The sequence below is a fragment of the Alkalihalobacillus sp. BA299 genome (assembly GCF_017745675.1).
Classification (GTDB): Bacteria; Bacillota; Bacilli; order Bacillales; family Bacillaceae_F; genus Alkalihalobacterium.
Genome location: NZ_JAFLJM010000017.1, coordinates 58,956 through 77,526, shown reverse-complemented (window position 1 = coordinate 77,526; position 18,571 = coordinate 58,956). Strand labels below are relative to the sequence as shown.

Annotated in this window: 12 protein-coding genes and 1 pseudogene; 2 read left to right on the top strand and 11 right to left on the bottom strand. The window is 35.5% G+C overall.

From position 1 onward, the window contains the following. Positions 1-340: 340 nt before the first annotated feature. Positions 341-3,550 carry a UvrD-helicase domain-containing protein gene (locus tag J0N78_RS19700; protein ID WP_209124836.1) on the bottom strand — a complete coding sequence of 1,070 codons (3,210 nt, stop codon included), beginning with the start codon at positions 3,548-3,550 and terminating at the stop codon, positions 341-343. Then, positions 3,543-6,575: a PD-(D/E)XK nuclease family protein gene (locus J0N78_RS19695; protein ID WP_209124835.1), complete on the bottom strand. Its 3,033-nt coding sequence runs from the start codon at positions 6,573-6,575 to the stop codon at positions 3,543-3,545. Before J0N78_RS19695 ends, J0N78_RS19700 begins: the two co-directional genes overlap by 8 nt. A gap of 313 nt (positions 6,576-6,888) precedes the next feature. Here J0N78_RS19695 and J0N78_RS19690 point away from each other — a divergent pair, with 313 nt between their 5' ends. Next, a complete protein-coding gene (locus J0N78_RS19690; RefSeq protein ID WP_209124834.1) occupies positions 6,889-7,770 on the top strand; it encodes a hypothetical protein in 882 nt (293 codons plus the stop codon). A 274-nt stretch (positions 7,771-8,044) separates the two neighbouring features. On the opposite strand, the gene J0N78_RS19685 is transcribed toward J0N78_RS19690, so the two are convergent. The 7 genes from J0N78_RS19685 to J0N78_RS19655 all read right to left on the bottom strand — a co-directional run bounded on the left by J0N78_RS19685 (position 8,045) and on the right by J0N78_RS19655 (position 16,807). Next, complete coding sequence (locus J0N78_RS19685) at positions 8,045-8,821, bottom strand: nucleotidyltransferase domain-containing protein (protein ID WP_209124833.1); 777 nt, start codon at positions 8,819-8,821, stop codon at positions 8,045-8,047. A gap of 13 nt (positions 8,822-8,834) precedes the next feature. After that, positions 8,835-10,742 (bottom strand): ABC-F family ATP-binding cassette domain-containing protein, encoded by a 1,908-nt coding sequence (locus J0N78_RS19680; protein ID WP_209124832.1) that lies wholly within the window; start codon positions 10,740-10,742, stop codon positions 8,835-8,837. 557 nt (positions 10,743-11,299) lie between these two features. Then, positions 11,300-12,628, bottom strand: coding sequence for a polysaccharide biosynthesis protein (locus tag J0N78_RS19675; protein ID WP_209124831.1), 1,329 nt, complete (start codon positions 12,626-12,628; stop codon positions 11,300-11,302). Positions 12,629-12,810: 182 nt separating this feature from the next. Continuing rightward, on the bottom strand, positions 12,811-14,010 hold the full coding sequence (locus J0N78_RS19670; protein ID WP_209124830.1) for a class I SAM-dependent rRNA methyltransferase: 1,200 nt from the start codon (positions 14,008-14,010) through the stop codon (positions 12,811-12,813). Positions 14,011-14,198: 188 nt separating this feature from the next. Next, entirely contained in the window at positions 14,199-15,245 is a 1,047-nt protein-coding gene (locus J0N78_RS19665; protein WP_209124829.1) for a lactonase family protein, read from the bottom strand. An 89-nt stretch (positions 15,246-15,334) separates the two neighbouring features. Beyond that, positions 15,335-16,246: a hypothetical protein gene (locus J0N78_RS19660; protein WP_209124828.1), complete on the bottom strand. Its 912-nt coding sequence runs from the start codon at positions 16,244-16,246 to the stop codon at positions 15,335-15,337. 369 nt (positions 16,247-16,615) lie between these two features. Next, positions 16,616-16,807, bottom strand: coding sequence for a hypothetical protein (locus J0N78_RS19655; protein ID WP_209124827.1), 192 nt, complete (start codon positions 16,805-16,807; stop codon positions 16,616-16,618). 265 nt (positions 16,808-17,072) lie between these two features. Between J0N78_RS19655 and J0N78_RS19650 the strand changes: the two are divergent. Continuing rightward, positions 17,073-17,514 (top strand): annotated as a pseudogene (locus J0N78_RS19650) (transposase); the annotation flags it as partial. A 265-nt stretch (positions 17,515-17,779) separates the two neighbouring features. Here the strand turns inward: J0N78_RS19650 and J0N78_RS19645 are convergent. Next, positions 17,780-18,136, bottom strand: coding sequence for an S-Ena type endospore appendage (locus tag J0N78_RS19645; RefSeq protein ID WP_209124826.1), 357 nt, complete (start codon positions 18,134-18,136; stop codon positions 17,780-17,782). Positions 18,137-18,231: 95 nt separating this feature from the next. Further along, complete coding sequence (locus J0N78_RS19640; RefSeq protein WP_209124825.1) at positions 18,232-18,558, bottom strand: hypothetical protein; 327 nt, start codon at positions 18,556-18,558, stop codon at positions 18,232-18,234. Positions 18,559-18,571 lie beyond the last annotated feature (13 nt).

Here is an 18,571-nt window from a genome sequence, read left to right as displayed (position 1 = left end):
TGAAATAAGTCGAAAATGACTTATTTCATCAAGTGGTAAGTCATTAATTGGTGGTAAAGTTTCCCTACTAACAAAAATTACGTAAAATTAAAACAGGATATATCATGCCACAAATTAATTCTCCTTCGTAATGTATCGCTAAATCCTATAAATCTATTAGTAAGTACAAAACGACTTATTTAAGTCGTTTTGTACTTATATTGATCAAAGGTAAAAAAATACCTGTCCCTCTATGCCTAGGGACAGGCTTTTATCGTAGTACTATATAGTTTCTCACTTTTCAATTAACACCTTATAAGTCAATTGCTAAAATGTATGATTGAAGCCATCTTACCTAAGATCAATCAGTATGTAACTCTACACACTCATTCGTCTGAACAAAATAGATATTCATTTCTCCTACTCGTTCTTTCGTTATTTCTTCCCACGCTTGTTTATATACATGGAGCTGCTTGGCATAATGGTTTTTCAGCTTATCAATATCTTCTTTTTGTATAAAGCGATCTGTCTTATAGTCAACGATAACCCACTGATCCTTTTCTTTAAAGATGAGGTCGATGATGCCAGTTAATACAGTATCCCCTTTCTCTTTTCTGAACAGGGGATGTCCTTCTTGAACTAACACTGTAAACGGCATTTCAGCATACCATTCATCAGCTTGCCTACATCGCTGCCAGATCGGTGATTGTAAAAAGGTCTCAATTGCATCATTTACTTCTTCAGCACGGTCTAATGGGAAATCATATTTTGTAAGAAGATCCTCAATAACTTCACTTTTCTCCCCATTACTTTTTAGTACCGCCTCAAAAGCTTCATGAATAACACTTCCCCAATCCTTTCCACCACCTGTTTCACGAGCTATACGAAGTGATGTAGTGTCACTCTCTGTTCGATCTGTCGGCCTTTCTACTTCGTACGTACTTTGTTTTAAGGAGTGAGCCCAGTTTGAAACTTGTTCTCTTACACGTTTCAAATTTAGTAAGTTAACGACCTTTTTATCTGTCATTTCAGGCTTCGGAATATCTTCAGGTACTTGAAATTCATTAAGCTCTAGCCCTTCGATTAAATCATTCCACGGGTTATTCTTTTCATTTCCTTTATCCATACTACTAATCACAAGCATTTTTTCAGCACGAGTTGCTGCAACATAAACGAGACGCATTTCTTCAGCTTTTAAATATTCATACTCTTCCGCTTGCAATTGTTTCCAGTTCGGCGGTTGAGCCATCATCTCGTCTTTGTCATTTGTAAAACAGAAGTAACCAATAGACTGCTCTTGCTCGCGTTGAATGTGACGACCAATCCTACCTTTTTGATCAACAAACTTTTTGGGATGCGCTAGAAATACGATAGGCGCCTCCAGCCCTTTAGATTTATGAACATTCATGACCCGAACTGCATTTTCTTCGTCAGGTAATGTCATTTCCTCCATTGATTCCTCGACGACTAATTGCTCTAAATGGTCAACAACCGCATAAAATTCTGTATGGCCGCTCGCTTCTAAAGCCCTTAATTTTTCTAACACTTGATAGATTCTTGTATAATCTCGTTTACTTTTTTCTAAATCCATGTACATAGGGAGTAAACCTACATCCATTAAAATTTTCTCTATCGCAGCGGTTGGCGTGTCTTTTCTACGCCACATGAAATACTGTTTTAATTTTTCATATACCGTGCTTATTATCTTTTGCTCTTCTTCTTTTAATTCGGTAGGAATTATCGAAAATAACGAAAGTCTCCCACCGTTAGCTGTAAAATGATATAACAGCTTGTCACTTATCCCGAAAAAAGGACCTCGTAATACTGCAGCAGCATAAAGGGTGTTAGTTGGCTCTGCTAGAAACTTCAGCAAATAAAGTAATGCACGCAGCTCTTCTTCTTCCGCTAAACTTACCTCACCTGTCGTCATCACTGGAATACTATATTCTTCTAATTTTTTTGCATAATCATCAATTCCACCATTATAACGAGTAAGTATCATGAAATCTCTTGGTTGCGCTTCATTAATCAATAACTTGGAACGAATATATCTTGCAATTCCATCCGCATCCGCTTCGATGACTTCTGCTGTTTTCCGCGCATTAGGAACAGTCCATTTAAAAATGCCCTTTCGTTGTTCATCCTCAAGCTCATCCCTTTTAACAGAATTCAATGGTCGGTACGCCGCTTGATAGTTTGTTTCTTGTTCAGGTAAATGCTTAACAAATACGTCATTTAATGGTTCAGTCACAAGACTAGTTGTCCGAAAGTTCATCGTTAAGTTGAGTGCTTCACCACCTGTGCTCGCAATCATTTCTTTTACACGCTGATAAATATCAATATCCGCTCGTCGGAAACGGTAAATCGACTGCTTTGGATCACCAACCACAAATAGTGATCCTTGTCGTGGCGTTAACTTCGTCCAATTTTTCTCCTCTGCTTCCTCACCTGTTAAATACATCATCAACTCTGCTTGAATAGGGTCAGTATCTTGGAATTCATCAACGAGTAGACATTTGTACTTACTTTGAAAGTAGCGACGAACTTCACTATTTTCTTTTAACAGTTTTGCCGATTCAGAAAGAAGGTCTTGAAAGTTTAATGAAGACCGCCTCTTTTTAAGATCTTGGTAGTACGCTAATGCCGGCTTTAAAAATGGAATTAATCGACTATGACAGTATTCAAACCACCTTTCTAAAACAGGAGCAACTGCTTCTGAAAGAATGATTTGCCGTTCATCCCGGATTTCTTTAGCTACATCATTATCTTTCCAACGGTTTAACGTTACCGACGTTTTCTTTTGATAGGGTCTTAACATCGAAACTTTTGTTTTATCTTTCAAAATATCAAAATATTTAAATTCACGCATCGTCCGAAGCACTTTTTTCTGTAACGTATCATACCCTTTATCTGGCTCTTCCTCAGGTAAATTTGTTTTCACATACTCAATAAAAGCTTTTAGCTCTGAAAATACTTTATCTAACCTTGGACGTTCTGTTGTTTTATAAAACCACTTAACATCGGCATACTCACGGAGCTCATGCAAGTTACTTCTTAATGAAGCGACATCAATTCCTAATTCAGTCAGTTCATCAATTTTCTCAGGTGACTTTAGGCGAACATCATTGATATATCGTTCCCACGCTTCATCTGCGATCATCCTGTCCTCGCGCTCATCTAATTCTTTAAAGTCAAAGTCAAGCCCTGCTTCTACTGGACGTTCTCGTAATAATCGAGCACAAAAGGAATGAACTGTCCCTAAATAACATTGATCAAAGTCAGCCAGTGCACGTTCGATTCGTTCTTTTGCAGCTTGGTTAGTAATTTCTTTTCTCCTATTTTCTAATTCTGTTTGAAAGCGTTCCTTTAATTCATCTGCCGCTTTTCTTGTAAAGGTAATGGCTACAATTTCACGAATTTCATATGTTCCTGTTGTCACTATATTGGCCATTCGCTGTACAAGACTATATGTTTTTCCCGACCCTGCTCCTGCTTCGACGAGAAAATTAGTATTTAACTCGAGCATGATTTTGTCCCGTTCATTCTTATCCATTAATACTACATCAGTCATAGTCGCGCACCTCCTTTAACCGCAGAGCTCCTGAGGCGGATTCCTCTCCATGTTTCTTATTTAGTACATCTTCTTGATATGTGTGACGCTGACAAATCATTTTATAATCACAGAATTTGCAATCATCCGGTGAATCTGTATAAGGAAAATGTCCAGTAGCTAACAATTCGCATAAATGTTCAACGATTGTTAGAAACTGCTGTCTCTCTTCAGTACTATGCTTTCGTTCAATTTTCTCTCCTTGTCCTTTTAAAGTTGGAAAAAGGTAAGTACTCGAATCTACTTGCGCATTTTCATGAGCAAAAAGCTTTTCAAACGCGAGAGCATAGAGACTATGTTGCAGCTTTCGCCCACCATTAAAATAAGCTTTATCCGTGTAGCCGTAAGAGCTTCCTGTTTTATAATCGATAATAGTATATAATCCATTTGTCAGCCGGTCGATTCGGTCGATTTTTCCACTTAAATGAATGGACGCTCCATTTGTTAGCTCGACTGTAGCTGGATCTTGTCCACTCATCCCGAAATTAAATTCAAAAAATAATGGTTCTCCGTCACCACTTGCCTCTTCCTCTGCTTTAAGAAAGACCATACATGATTCAAGGATCTCTTGTCGCTCTAGTAAATAAATCATTTCACTAGGGGGAGGGTTACTCTCTCGTACTCTCGATAGCACTTGATCGGCAATGTCAATAATAACATCGACATGCTCTTCTACTTTTGGCTTTTGTTTCGTTTCTTTTAACTGTTCATAGAAACGCTCAAACACTTCGTGTAATAAGCTCCCGCGCGTTTGCGGTTTCAACCATTTGTACATATCAAATTCTTCTACTTGCTCTTCTTTAATGTATAAAATATGTTTTAAAAAGTACTTATATGGACATGTCCCTAACATCTCTAACTTGCTCGTTGTTACAGTCATATCTTCATTATTCCTAGGATCATGTGAGTCGTGGTCATACTCAACTCGACCATCAAATTCAGTAAATACCTCTTCTCGACGAGCTGCTCGAGCAGTCTGAGCTTGCTTTAAGTGTAAGAATGGCTCTTCACTATATAATTCTTTAGTCAACTTATAGCTACCCCATAATTGCTGCGCCCACCATTCACTTTCATGTAACAAATGATCTGATTTCTTTTGAATAAAATGAACATCACTTTGAAGCGCTGTAGCTAACTCCTCCCCGGTTACCCCAGGTTGTCTCGTTTTTAATCGATAACATTGTAAAAATAGATGTGAAGGTGCTGTTCTTCGGTTTTCTACCGTATCCATGAAAGGGTAACTCATTTGAACATGACCTCTTGTCGTTAATAATAGCTGTACAAATAAATAAAAGTTTCGCTTTACATACTCACGACCAAGCGTCATTTCAGGGTGAATCGCCTTCCTTTCCAAATCAAGAAGGATCGGGTCTTCTTTTTGACGGCCAGGAAATCTACCATTATCAAGTCCAACGATAAACACATGAGGTCGATCCATGTACAAGCCAATACGATGTGGAGAAACATGGATGTGACCTGGTTTTGGCATGGAAGCCCCTACAGTTAGCTTCATAAGCCATTGTTCCGTATCATTTAGTGCCTCACTTAATGTCATTTCCCCATCAGCTAGATTTTCAACTTCTGAAATAGCTTCGATTAGTTGGTTTTTAGCAGAAGTATTTAATCCATTGTTAGAGTTATCCTCCACTAATAGTAAATCTTTTAAAGACGATAACCAGCTTTTATAAGAAATAATGCTCCACGTTTTATCGCCCTCAAATCGTTGAATCCAACGGGTTAGCCATTTCTCTAATTGGTTGTATCTCTCTAGCTTTTTAAGAGCCTGTTTATTGTTTTCATCTTCTTTTACTATTAGTGTTAACTCAGCTATTTTTTCACTCACCTTTTGCAAATACCTATCTTTACCCCAATGAATATCTGCATCCTGTAAAAGTTCAATAACTATCTCACCAGAAATTTCAATATTATCGAAGGAAATACACCCTTCCCGTATTAGCTTAGCCAATGAATTAACACTATAATTTTCACGGACCCAATGGAATACACCTTTAATAAGCTTACCTGGTTTTGTTAGATTTACAGGAACTCCTTCAGCAAAGGTAACCATGTCTTCTTGATCTTGTTTTTGAACAAATCGAAGGACACTTTCTACATACGGACGACCACTCGTATAAAAAATTACAGATTGATCGAAAGGTAAATTTTGATTTTTTAATTGTCTAAATACGCTTTGAATCTCTTCATCTTCACTAATCGCTGCCTTTAAAGTGACATCAGGTTCACACGTCGCCTCTTCGATTTGATATAAATAACTAAATGGATGTGTTGTTGAGATTTCTTTAGGTGGCTGAATCATTGCTGGAAGTGGCTCTACACCAGTAATCGATGGCAACCCTAAAGCGATAACGTTTGCTTCTTTTGTATACTGTAGAAAAAAGTCTTTTTCAATTCGATCGTACGCTTCATGTGGGAAAAATACATAGAGTTCATTACGATGGTGGCTAGCTTCTTGTTGCATAGCTAGTTCAAAAATATCAGCATCATCTACTAAGCGGTTTTCTTGCCGTTTTTTCTCATAGGCTTGATACAGCTTATGTAAGTCCTCTCCTTTTTCAGCCTTAAGAAAGGCCTGTTTCGGAAATGCTTGTACAGATACTCGAGCTTGTTTTAAGTCTAAAATGGCTTGATAAATGGCCTGACTAAAAGCAGGCGTTAGTTGAACAGAATTAAAGTATTTTAATTGTTTAGATTCTTTTAAATGTTGGAGCTCTGAAAAAATATATTGTTTACCTATTTGATAAGGCATCAATTTATACCTAGCTTTTTTCATGATTGGACTTGCTTGCTCAAGAGCTAGATCCATAAATGTTTTTACTTTTACATTCAATACAGGCTGACCTGCTTTCGCTAACGCCAGTATCGCCAATTGACCGTCACGATGTGAAGGAACGACAAAAATCTTTTCTGTTAACAAATGTTTCGTAACAATTTCCTTAAGCTGTTCATTAATAGGATGAGGGTGCATAGTAACCTCCTAGCTTTTAATAATACACATTATTAAATTATACAGGAATTGCAAGTTTGAAACGAAGCTTTTCCAACTGAACAACCCAAATACGAACATTAGTTCTCGTAAAAAGTATAACAAACTGATAGTCTGTTTGACTAGTATTTTTTCAATCATTCATCATTTATATTTTTAACCCCTTTTTTCCATTCAAGACGATATCCATTAAAATAATTTGAACTTTTTACTTTTTCCAAAAAAACGAGTACAATAGTAGGTAAGGAGAAATTGGACGTTTGAAAATATTCTCCATTGAAAGGAAGGTTATTTTATGACTCTACCTACTTGCCTGATCGGTAAAACCGTAAGTTTAAATAACGATTCCAAATATGTCATTAAGTATCAGGAACCTACCCTTAAAGATAACCATGTCATATTATTTGAAAATGATCGGCCGAAAATTTATGCGCGTGTTTCCCATAGCGGGCAATTTCTACAGTCTTTTTTCTTAAATAAGACACAAGATGAACATGCAGTGCGTTGTCTTGAACAGTGTAAACAAATCGACAACGCCCGATCGAACAGTCCTCTCACACAAGCAGATATTAAAGATGCATTAAACGAACATGATAATGCGAAATTTCATAATAAAAATTTAGAAAAATTGCTTACCGATGAACATCTACAAGACATTAAAAACTGCTGGCCTTCCCGTTTATTAACTTCACAATCAACATTTAAAAAGTCATCTAATTCACTCATTCATTCCACACTAATAAATGCACTCTCTACTGCTAACGCGAAAAAAGCAGTCGATTTTTTACTCCTTCACCGCTATGACCCATTTTTAATCTATTTACAAAATGAGTTTGAACAATTACCACATTTAGTTACTGATATTCTTACTTACTATAAACAACACCAAGCTTTTGATGAAGCCACATCATTCCTTATCAAGTTAGCAAAAAAATGTTCATTAACAAATGTTTCCTTTTTAAACTTATTGTTAGATGAAAGTCGACAGTTGAATAAAACAATAGATAACTCTGCCATATTTAAACAAGTATTTTTAACAATTTATCAACGAGGAAAAAACGAATACGGAAAAGATGTAACCTCATGGCTCAGTACGATTACAAATGAAAAGAAAAACCACTTAAAAAAAGACATCCTTCAGCTCATAAAAGACAGAAAAAAGAAGAAAAGCAGTTAAAAGAAGATTACTCAATAGTGTAGTAGTTCGATATTGTGGAGTAAAAGGTAAAATAGCCGGTTAAAAAACATTTGGGAACTCATCAGAATTAGCAAAGGAAATAACAGGACAATTATTATAAAAGCTCAAATTCATATGCGATTTGAGCTTCTAATTGATATGTTATTCCTTATGCTTTTCTATCACACCAAAACTATTTATCAATAGTGTCTGGCCTTTACTCGTGTTTGAGATCCTTGGCCACTTCCTTTGAGCAATCCTCTATTTTATATTTTTACCATTTATTACCCCAGATTTGCTTTAATACACTAAGAAAATAAGTATCGATTTGGTCATAGAGGTCTTTACGATTTTCTACTGTTTTAACATATTCCGATAAGCGCTCAATCTCTTCAAAAATGTATTGTAGAAGGCCATCAACATGGTGAATACCTACCTGCTGAATCCGATTCTGCTTATCGCTTACCAATTTTTCAATTTCAGAATAAAGTCTAGAATCCTTAACGGTTCCATCCAGTAAGACTTGAATTTCATTCGGTGACATCGAATGGTTCTTTTCGATCCATTTACAAGCAAGCAATGGTTTGACTACATTTAAGAGCTGCTTAACTTTTATGATTTTCTCATCGAAGCCTCTCTTTGCATTTCGTTTAGCCATATTCAAATAATGAAAAAGACAAGACTTTTCTGAAAAAGTCTTTTGTGCTAACACTCTTAAGTCATTAACTACAGATGAATGTTCAGTATAAACGATACTCGATTGAAGCCACTCTAGTAATGGCGGGTTCGATTTCTTTAATAAAAGCAATGCTTTTTTTAAGTCCCAGCCGACGATATCGAGTTTATGGTCAATGGGCATTTCAATGACATCTCGCTTTTGCTCGATTGATAAATACCAACTTACTGGATGAAGATAAATAAAACGTACATCATAATCACTTTCAGCTGAAGCAACCCCCCATGCCCTACTTCCTGCCTCGCAAGCATAAATCACCTTTACATGATGTTCTGCTTCAATTTCTGTTAAGGATTTTGCGATTTTCTCTTCCATCTAATCACCCGATTTATTTATATCCTTCAATCTCCTCGATTAAAAGGGACAATTCCGTCCAACGTTCCATAGCTTGTTCTAGTTCTTCCTCTTTTTTCTTCTGCTCATTCATCAATTCTTGGATTTTCCCAAAATCGCTACCTGCTGCAACAATGTCACTTTCTATTTGTTCAATTTTTAATTCTAATTCGGTAATTTTATCTTCTATATTGTTCCAGTCTTGCTGATCTTTATAGGAAAGCTTCTTTCGCGATTCTTTTTTCTTTTTCTGATCGATCGTTTTTTTTGCCATTGTTTTACGTTCTTGTAGCTCTACTTCTTTTTCAATTTTTCTCTCTTCCATATATTCAGAATAAGATCCTTGATAACGGCTAATTGAGCTATTTCCTTCAAATACAAGTAAATGATCAACGACGCGATCCAAAAAGTATCGATCATGGGAAACCGTTAATACAACACCAGGAAACTGATCTAAATAATCTTCTAATACACTAAGCGTTTGCGTATCAAGGTCATTTGTAGGCTCATCAAGAAAAAGAACGTTCGGCTCTTCCATTAATACTCGTAATAAATAAAGTCGTCGACGTTCCCCACCTGAAAGTCTGCGAATATACGTCCATTGCATCGCACGAGGAAATAAAAACCTTTCTAGCATTTGTTCGGCTGTAATGATTTGATTGTCTACCGTCCGAACGACTTCAGCACCTTCCTTAATGTAATCGATCACCCGTAAATTTCCGTCAAGTTCCTCATCATCTTGTGTGTAATAAGCTATTTTCACGGTTTCTCCGACTTCAACCTCACCTGCACTCGGTTCTATTCTCCCTGCTAAAATATTTAACAATGTTGACTTTCCTGTCCCATTTGGCCCGATAATACCTAATCTTTCACCTGGAACGATTAAGTAATTTAAATGATGAAAAAGGGTATGATCCCCATATGTTTTAGAAATATCTTTAACTTCAATGACTTTTTTTCCAAGTCGCGTTGATCCAATCGCAAAGTCGATATCGCCTTTTTGAGTTAGTCCTTTTTGATCTTTCAGTTCTTCAACTCGCTGAATCCGAGCTTTTTGTTTCGTCGTTCTTGCTTTCGCTCCTCTTTGTAGCCAAGCTAACTCACGGCGTAATAAATTTTGCCGTTTCGATTCACTTTGCTCAGCAAGTGCTTCTCGTTCCGCCTTTTTCTGTAGAAACATTTCATAATTTCCTTCGTAAGTATAAAGGTGTCCTTGGTCCAATTCATAAATCTTATTCGTCACTCGGTTAAGAAAATAACGATCATGCGTTACCATAATAAGTGAGCCTTTATATTGCGCTAAATAACCTTCCAACCATTCAATCGTTTCATTATCTAAATGATTTGTTGGCTCATCTAATATGAGTATATCTGCAGGCTGTATTAACGCTTTTGCAATCGCAACACGCTTTTTTTGTCCACCAGATAAATGGCTCACTTTTTTTGTAAAGTCAGTAATTCCGAGACGTGTCAATACAGTCTTCGCCACAGTATTCGCTTCCCATGCCTCACATTCATCCATTTTCGCTTGGATTTTTAATAAACGTTCTTGGAGTTGTATATTCTCAGGTTCAAGCTGAAGTTTATGTAATGCTTGTTCGTACTCACGCATCACTTTCATGATGAGCGAATCACCGTAATAAATTTGCTCTAATGTCGTTAGCGACTCTTCTAGTTCTGGTTGTTGCGGTAAATATTCAATGTGTAGTTGATTTGAATGGGTGATTTTTCCTTCTTCCACCCCTTCTTCACCTGCAAGCACTTTAAGTAACGTCGATTTACCCGTTCCATTAATGCCAATTAAGCCAATTCGCTCTCGTTCTCCTATGGAAAAGGATATGTGGTCAAATAATTCCTTATCTCCAAATGATTTATATAAATTTTCTACTGTATAAATACTCATCTTCTCAATCCTTAGTTTTCATTTTGTTTCCTCTATTTTAAAGGAAAAAAAGGAGAAGTGCTAAAAAATTAACGAACTTAAGTAAAAAGAATTATTTTTTTAGTTTGCTAGTTTAGTATTCAAATAATGTGGAGATACTTTTAGTAACCTTAACAATCTTGTTCATTTTATTGGGGGAGGAATACAAAATGAGCTTATATGAATATATCGAGAGCATAAATAAAATGTTAGAAGAAGCTAAAAAAGAAACGACTGAAGAATTATTGAACACGGACTATTAAGAAAAGCGGAAGGTGTCTGCTTATCGGCGACAAGCGCTGGAGAGCCAGCAATTAGTGTCCTTGATTTTTGGACACGTTTGATGGACCGAAGCGACCTCGAGCCGATGACACCTGTAGCTAGACAACCTCGAAATTTATGCATTCTTATTCTACAGTAAAAAGCTACCACAAAGTGATAGCTTTTTTCGTCAGTTTATTCATCTTTTACACGATTAGCGACGCGAACTTCTCCAAATACTTCTTGAACTATTTCACTTTGATAGTGAAAACCATCAATTAATACTTAAAATTAGATGGAGCTTTTAACAATAGTGTTGCTCCAATTCGGTTACAAATTGTTACGTAATGCATTAAAGTTAGTAACACGACCCCTGTATTCATTCCAATGATGACACCTTCCATTTGCAGTTGCGGCATGGATCCAAGAAAGAACATAAGAGCAAATGAGACGGAGGTTGCCCAAACCGCATGAAGAAATGCATCCTTTACTAGCCCCACCCCTATTAAATAGGCTTGCATTGGCATGATAAAATAGTGAAATAAAAAATAGAGACATAGTAACTGAAGGTAGCCAGCTGCACGCGAAGACTCGAAAAATAACGTCGTCAGTGGTTCAGCATAAACATAAAAAATAGTTACTGCAGTTAGTCCATAAAAGAAAGTAAACAGCATTACTTTCTGTAATAGCTTTTGCAGCTTTAAATAATCTCTTTTTGCATAAGCTTCCGAAACAGTTGGAATAAGCACGATAAGTAAGGAATGGGCAATGAAGGCAGGAAAAAATCCAATTGTAAAAGCTACCCCTGCTAGCTTCCCATATTGTGCTAAAGCCACTGCTTCGGTTAACCCTGAGCGAAGTAACGCTTCTTTGATTAAAAATGGCTTAATTGCAAATGTTACCGCATGGAAAATCCGAACCCCCGTCGTCGGAATCGAAACGGCTAATAGCTGTTGGCGGACTGTTTTTCCGCTTATTTCTTCACTCGGTTCTTTTTTCAGCGCATTTACCTGTAAAAAATAAACAGTGATTAAATACACAAACACAATAAATTCACTACCAATTAACGTACAAATCGCAATAAGAATGGCTAATTCATGCTCAAAGTGAAACCACTGAAAGAGGATAACTAGTAAAATGAGTTGAGCCGCTCGCCGTAAAAAGTTTGATAGCGCAATTTTACCCATTCGATGTGAGCCCATAAAATAGCCTCTAGCGACCGAAGACAAGGAAATGATAGGAATTAATAAAATAATAAGCCACTGGATCATTGGGTGGTATCGATCAAATACAGGAATGAGTGGTAGTATGACAATCGCTAATACCGTAAAAATGATAGTAAAGAGTAACGTAAATCTTAATGTATGCTGCAGCATATTAAGATGATACTTTTTATCCTGCTCAGCAATAAATTTAGATATGGAAATTGGCAATTCGATACTCGCAAGGACAACAATCAAAATAATGGTTGGAAGAATGGACATATAGCGCCCTAAACCTTCATCACCTAGTTCTCTAGCCAACACCATATTAATAACAAATTCAAGACACTCACTTAAAAATGCCGCAATGACTAACAGAAGCGCACCTTTAAAAAATGTTTTCATAAGTCTCTCCTTATCTATACATACTTCTATATAGATATGAGACAAGTCTTGATAATATTTTGATCTATTTATTTTTTCTCTTGGGTACGTTTCAAAAAGCAAAATTTAATACCTTAAAAAAACTCAGCCTTCCCTAACAAGAAAGTACCGTGCCCATATCGCTCGCACGGTACCTTTAAGTATTAGCCCTTTATCTTTTGAATAAAAACTACTTTTAGATAATTTCCTTCTGGAAAGCTTTTGATCGTTTTAAAGTCGCTTGGAAGCGAGTATTCTTCTATGTATTTAAATCTTCCATTCACTTCTTTAAACGCTTTTTCAATCATACTTTTGAATTTTTTCATCCCAAATGAACTACAATTCGTAGAAGCAACAATAATTCCATCATCAGCAGTGATCGCAATCGTCTCTTTTAGTAAATCTGTATAATCTTTTGCTGCACTAAATGTATGTTTTTTGGAACGAGCAAAGCTTGGTGGATCTAAAATTACCATATCAAAGGTTAAGTTCTTTTTTCCTGCATATTTAAAATAATGAAAGACATCCTCGACAATAATATCTTGAGCCTCATAGTCAATCTTATTAATACTAAACTGCTCGATCGTTTTACTTAAACTTCGATTCGCTAAGTCCACACTTGTTGTTTTCTTGGCTCCCCCTAAAGCAGCAAACACAGAAAAAGCCCCCGTATATGAAAATGTATTTAAAACAGTTTTTCCTTTAGCATATTTTTCGCGAATCGCTTTTCTTACTTCGCGTTGATCTAAAAAAACGCCGACCATTGCCCCTTCATTTAAATAGATGGCAAATTGGACGCCATTTTCTTTAACGAAAATCGGAAACTGTCCTTTCTTACCTGTGACAAAGTCATCTTCATCAATGTATTTTCCATCCGTTGCAAATCTTTTCTTCTGATAGATCGCCTTATAATCGGCGATCGTTTGCAACGATTGAATGATCTCATCCTTAAACTGATAAATCCCTTTGTTATACCAATGGATCAGGTAATATCCATCAAAGTATTCAATTGTTACCCCACCAATGCCATCACCTTCTCCATTAAACACTCGGAAGGCGGTCGTATCGGGATTATTGTAGTATCGCTTTCTGTGTTCGATGGCTGCAGAAATTTTCCTTTGAAAAAATGATTGATCAAAGCTTTCATTATCGTTTCTAGAAAGAACCCATCCATATCCTTTATTTTGCTTTCCATAATAGCCTTTGGCAATGAATTTATGATTGTTATCGACTAGTTTTACAACCGTACCTTCACTATTAACGTCCTTCCAATTAGAAATTGCTTCTTTTGTTAGCAGGGGAAAACCACTTTTATAATCGTTAATAAATTTTGGTTTTACGGTTAATCTAATTTCTTGTCTCATCATTTCATCCTTTAGATTTTTGTTTATTAATGAATTTTTCTTATTTTTTTGATTCATCTCCAAATGTTATTACTTTTTTAAAATCGTTTATCTCTGCAATTATCGGCGAGAGACTGCTTCTGCTAAGAATACAAATAGTATCTCAATATGAATGATGAGTAAGGACCGTCCCCACTCATCACTTACTCTTACATCTTCAAAAATTTCATACAAACTGGTTCTGGGACTTTTACACCAGATTGGATTAAAGCTAGCTTTCCTGTAAATTTGTCTCTGCTAAACAAGGTCATTGTGTTTGATTTTTGATTGGTAGCAACGAGAAATTCTTCGGAAGGATCTAAAACAAAGTCACGTGGCCAATTGCCTTCTGTTGAAGTCCATTCTATAAAGGTTAATTGACCAGAATCTTGGTCCACCTTAAATACTCCGATGCTGTTATGTCCACGATTTCCGGCATACACATATTGCCCATCAGAGGAAATGTGGATTGCACTTCCATCATTTGTTTCCTTAAAGTCTTGTGGAATGGTGGAAATATATTGCTGTTCTGTAAATTTTCCATCTTTATCATCATAATGAAGCACGAGAACTTCTGAGCTTAGCTCGGTCATGACGTAGGCGAATTTTTTAATGGGATGAAACGTAATATGTCTTGGTCCACTGCCAGGTTTCGTTGTAAAAACTTGCGCCTCATTTAAATTCCCATTATTGACAGTGTAAGTTATAACACGATCGCTCCCCAAGTCAATCGCTATTACGTACTTTTCATCCGGAGTAAAGCCAGCATAATGCATGTGGGGTTTTTCCTGTCTTTCATGTGGACCGGAACCATTATGTTCAATAACAGAAGTTGCAGGATTGAGTGAGCCATCTTCATTTGTTAAATAGGATTCAATTTTCGTTGTATGATAATTGGCAGTTAAAACATTGCTTTTGTGATGATTTACACTAACATGGCACGGAGGTGCTCCTGCAGAGGTTTGACTATTTAATTTTGCTAGCTCACCTGTTCCACTATTAATTGAAAACGCTGTAACTCCGCCATTTTCTCCCTCTTTGGCTACTGCATATAAATTTTTATTATTGTCACTCACCGTAACATATGTAGGGTTGTCTAATTCAGCAGCTAGTTTTACATCCGTAATCTCTTTTTTCTCCGTATCGAGCGTAAACTGATAGACTCCTTTACTTTCCTCTTTTGTATAAGTTCCAACATATCCAATAAATTTTGTCATTGTAAAACTCCCCTAAAAATAATTATAAAAACTCTTTTTGAAGTATTTATATCTACTACATTTACCACTATAACATCCTACTTAGATATTTAACTAATATTCAATTCCTTCTTATGTTTCTTTGTAAAAAAACTAATAATCAATAGGATCGCACCTAGAAAAAAAACAGTTAATGCACTCCAACCGAGATGTTTGAAGAAATCACTAGTAACTAATTCAGCCAATTGAATAACATTACTTTCTAAATTTTTATAAATCGTTGGTAGTTGAATTTTTGAATAGAAGATTTGTTTATCAAAGAATGTCCATGCCATAAAAGTTATCAATAGAATTCCACTTATAACCACACATATAGTACCAAACCACTTCAACATTTTATGAAAGTTGTATATTACAAGAAAAGACAGAACAGTTGTTATAATGAACGAGATAATTAACGATAAACTTAATTGTTTGTATCTTTCATAATACATCTTAATTTCATCCAATCTTTCTGTTTCCACTCCATAGACCTCAGCCCAATTTAATTTGCCTTTGAAATTCTGTTCAAACGCCTTTAAGTTTTCTTCTACCATTTCTTTTGGGTACTTGGCTAATAACTTTTCTTTTATTGCAGCCATAAATGGTGTAGTAACATCAGAAATGTCGATTCCTTCAATTTTACTATCTTTCTCTAGAATATAGTCCCAAATTTCTCTTTGTATTAAGGTAAGTTTATTATAAATCCAGTCATCAGTAATATGCTTTTGAATAACTTCTTGTAGCGCTTCTTTCATTATCTGATCATCTTGTCCCATGTTTTCTTCTACATTATTTCCTTTTATTAATTCAGGAATAATACGTTCCATACCTTCAATTATTCCACTGTCTTTTAAATAATCAACAGACGAATAAGGCTTTAATATTGATTGGTTTATCGAATAATTCAATAAGCTTAATGTACCGATTATTACCATTAAAATACTTGTTAAACATAAAAAAAGAATTTTGATTATTTTCAAACAGGTCCCTCCTCTTTCACTATGATTGCAGAACGATTAAAAGACAAGACATATCAGTTAGCAGACTTTATACCTACCCAACTTAATTTATTATAACAAAAAGAGATAGGTTATCTTCATAAACCTATCTCTTGAATTTGTCCGTAGTTTAATCACATACAAACGTAAGCAATTGAACAAGTATACCTGTTTTTCTTTTATGTTCTCAAACATTTTTTCACCGAATGAGGGATGGCTTTCCTAATGTAGCCAAGAACCATCGATAAGCATCAGATTAATTTTGTATCTCAGCATTCTTTTTGACTAAGCATGACGACTGTCTCAAAATGGTTTGGGTAGTGATCGCAGACTATTCCAACACTAACTGCGCTACACACTCCACATGTGTTGAGTACTGGTCACTACTTCAATTAACAGAAAAAGGTTAGAAAAACGATATTCGATAGCAATATCCTTGTTTTCCCATACTTTAATTTTATGAATAAGCTTATGAAGTAACTCTGGTGTAATATCTTTTATATCTATAATCTTTTTTAATTCGTTTTGGACTTTTTGAAGCATCTCTGTACTTTCCGTGTAATGCTTTATTATATCTTTCTTTTGAAGTATTTCTGATTGCAATTTTTTAATTTCGTTTCTATTTTCATTGACCGCATCATCATATTCAACTTTGTCTATATCTTCATTGGCTAATAGCTTTAAGAATTGCTTATTTTCCTTTTTCAGCTTTTCAATTTTTTTTCATTCTTTTCTATTTCTTTAAAAAGAGATTGCTCCTGCTTCTTAATTTTTGGCTGTACCTTTCTAAGTAAGTCTTTTTCATCCACAAGGCTATCGTAAAAAAGAAGATGAATTTGAATTAATAAAGATGCAGGAATGTATGTAAGGCAGGACATATGTCGATTAAAAAAACATATGATAAAAGAAAAGGTATAAATAAAAATGCACGTTACTAGTATCACTTTGATATTGAAAAATGCAAGCACTGTCCTTTTAAAGAAGGATGTTATAAAGAAGGTGCTAAAAGCAGGACATATTCGGTAACTATTAAATCACATGTACATACAGAGCAAGAAAAATTCCAAGAAAGTAATACTTTTAAAGAAAAATCCAAAGAACAATATAAAATAGAAGCAAAAAATAGCGAATTAAAACACAGACACGTGTATGATGTTGCAAAATCCTCGGGTCTTATTGGCATGGAATTACAAGGTGCCATGGCTATATTTACAGTAAATATAAAAAGAATATTGAAACTAATTGATTAATATAAAGGTAAAATAGACACCAATTATTAATAAAGACGACCTAAAATTCACTTTCTGAATTTTTGGAGTCGTCTTTTTTGATACTACTATTTAGTTCCTTTGAAAAAACGTACGTTTTTCAGTGCCCTCATAAATTAGTTAGGGATTATTTGACGTTTACCTGGCATTTATATCTTTTGGAAAATTTAAAACCTTTATTGAAACCATCTTTATGATTATATGATTTGGTTATCATATGTGCCGATGCTGTGTCCACTATTTCTTCTTAAATTTGATAACGCGGAGTTAAACAAAAACTTCCAGTAGCACTTTCCGATGGATCTGTTGCATTCCCTTGCAATGTAATCGTATCGAATCCAACAACAGTAAATGATAGGCATTGTTGATCTTCCAATGTAAAAGTTTCGATAATTTTTGTCCCTCTAGAAAAAATTACGTCTACTTGCGTCAATCCACTCGTACTGCTCGATAGCTCAATGGTCCCTGAAGCTGAAACAACTTGATTGGATTGAAAGATGATTGTAGGGGTTTGGTCAATAATAAGCCATCTACACTCCACACAATCTTGGACATCTTTACGTTTAATTCCACAACAAATCACGGTATGACAAAAACAACTCATTAGCGATCTCCCTCTTACTCATTTTATTGATGACTATGTGTCAATTACTATCATCCCAACCCTCCGTCGTGAATAATTAGTGTTGAACATTCCAATCACCCTTTATTAGGGGGAGAGTGTTTGATCATTTCATCCTGTCTCCATTCAGAAATAAAAGGTCTAAATTCATACTCCAGCAAATCAATAATTCCAACAATATCCTTATTACTCACATACTGATACAATTCCTGTATAAAGGTTACCAATTGTTCTTTTCTCTCCATGAATCTGTCAAAATGGGAGTCAACCATAAACTCTAAATGCTCAATAATACGAATGAAAGCTTCATAGCATTCAGCATCACTCCCTTGCTTCCAATGTATGATGCATGTAACCGTTACGTTCTCCATTCGCTCTAGTTCCTGCATAATGTTATCCTTCATTTTTATCCATCTT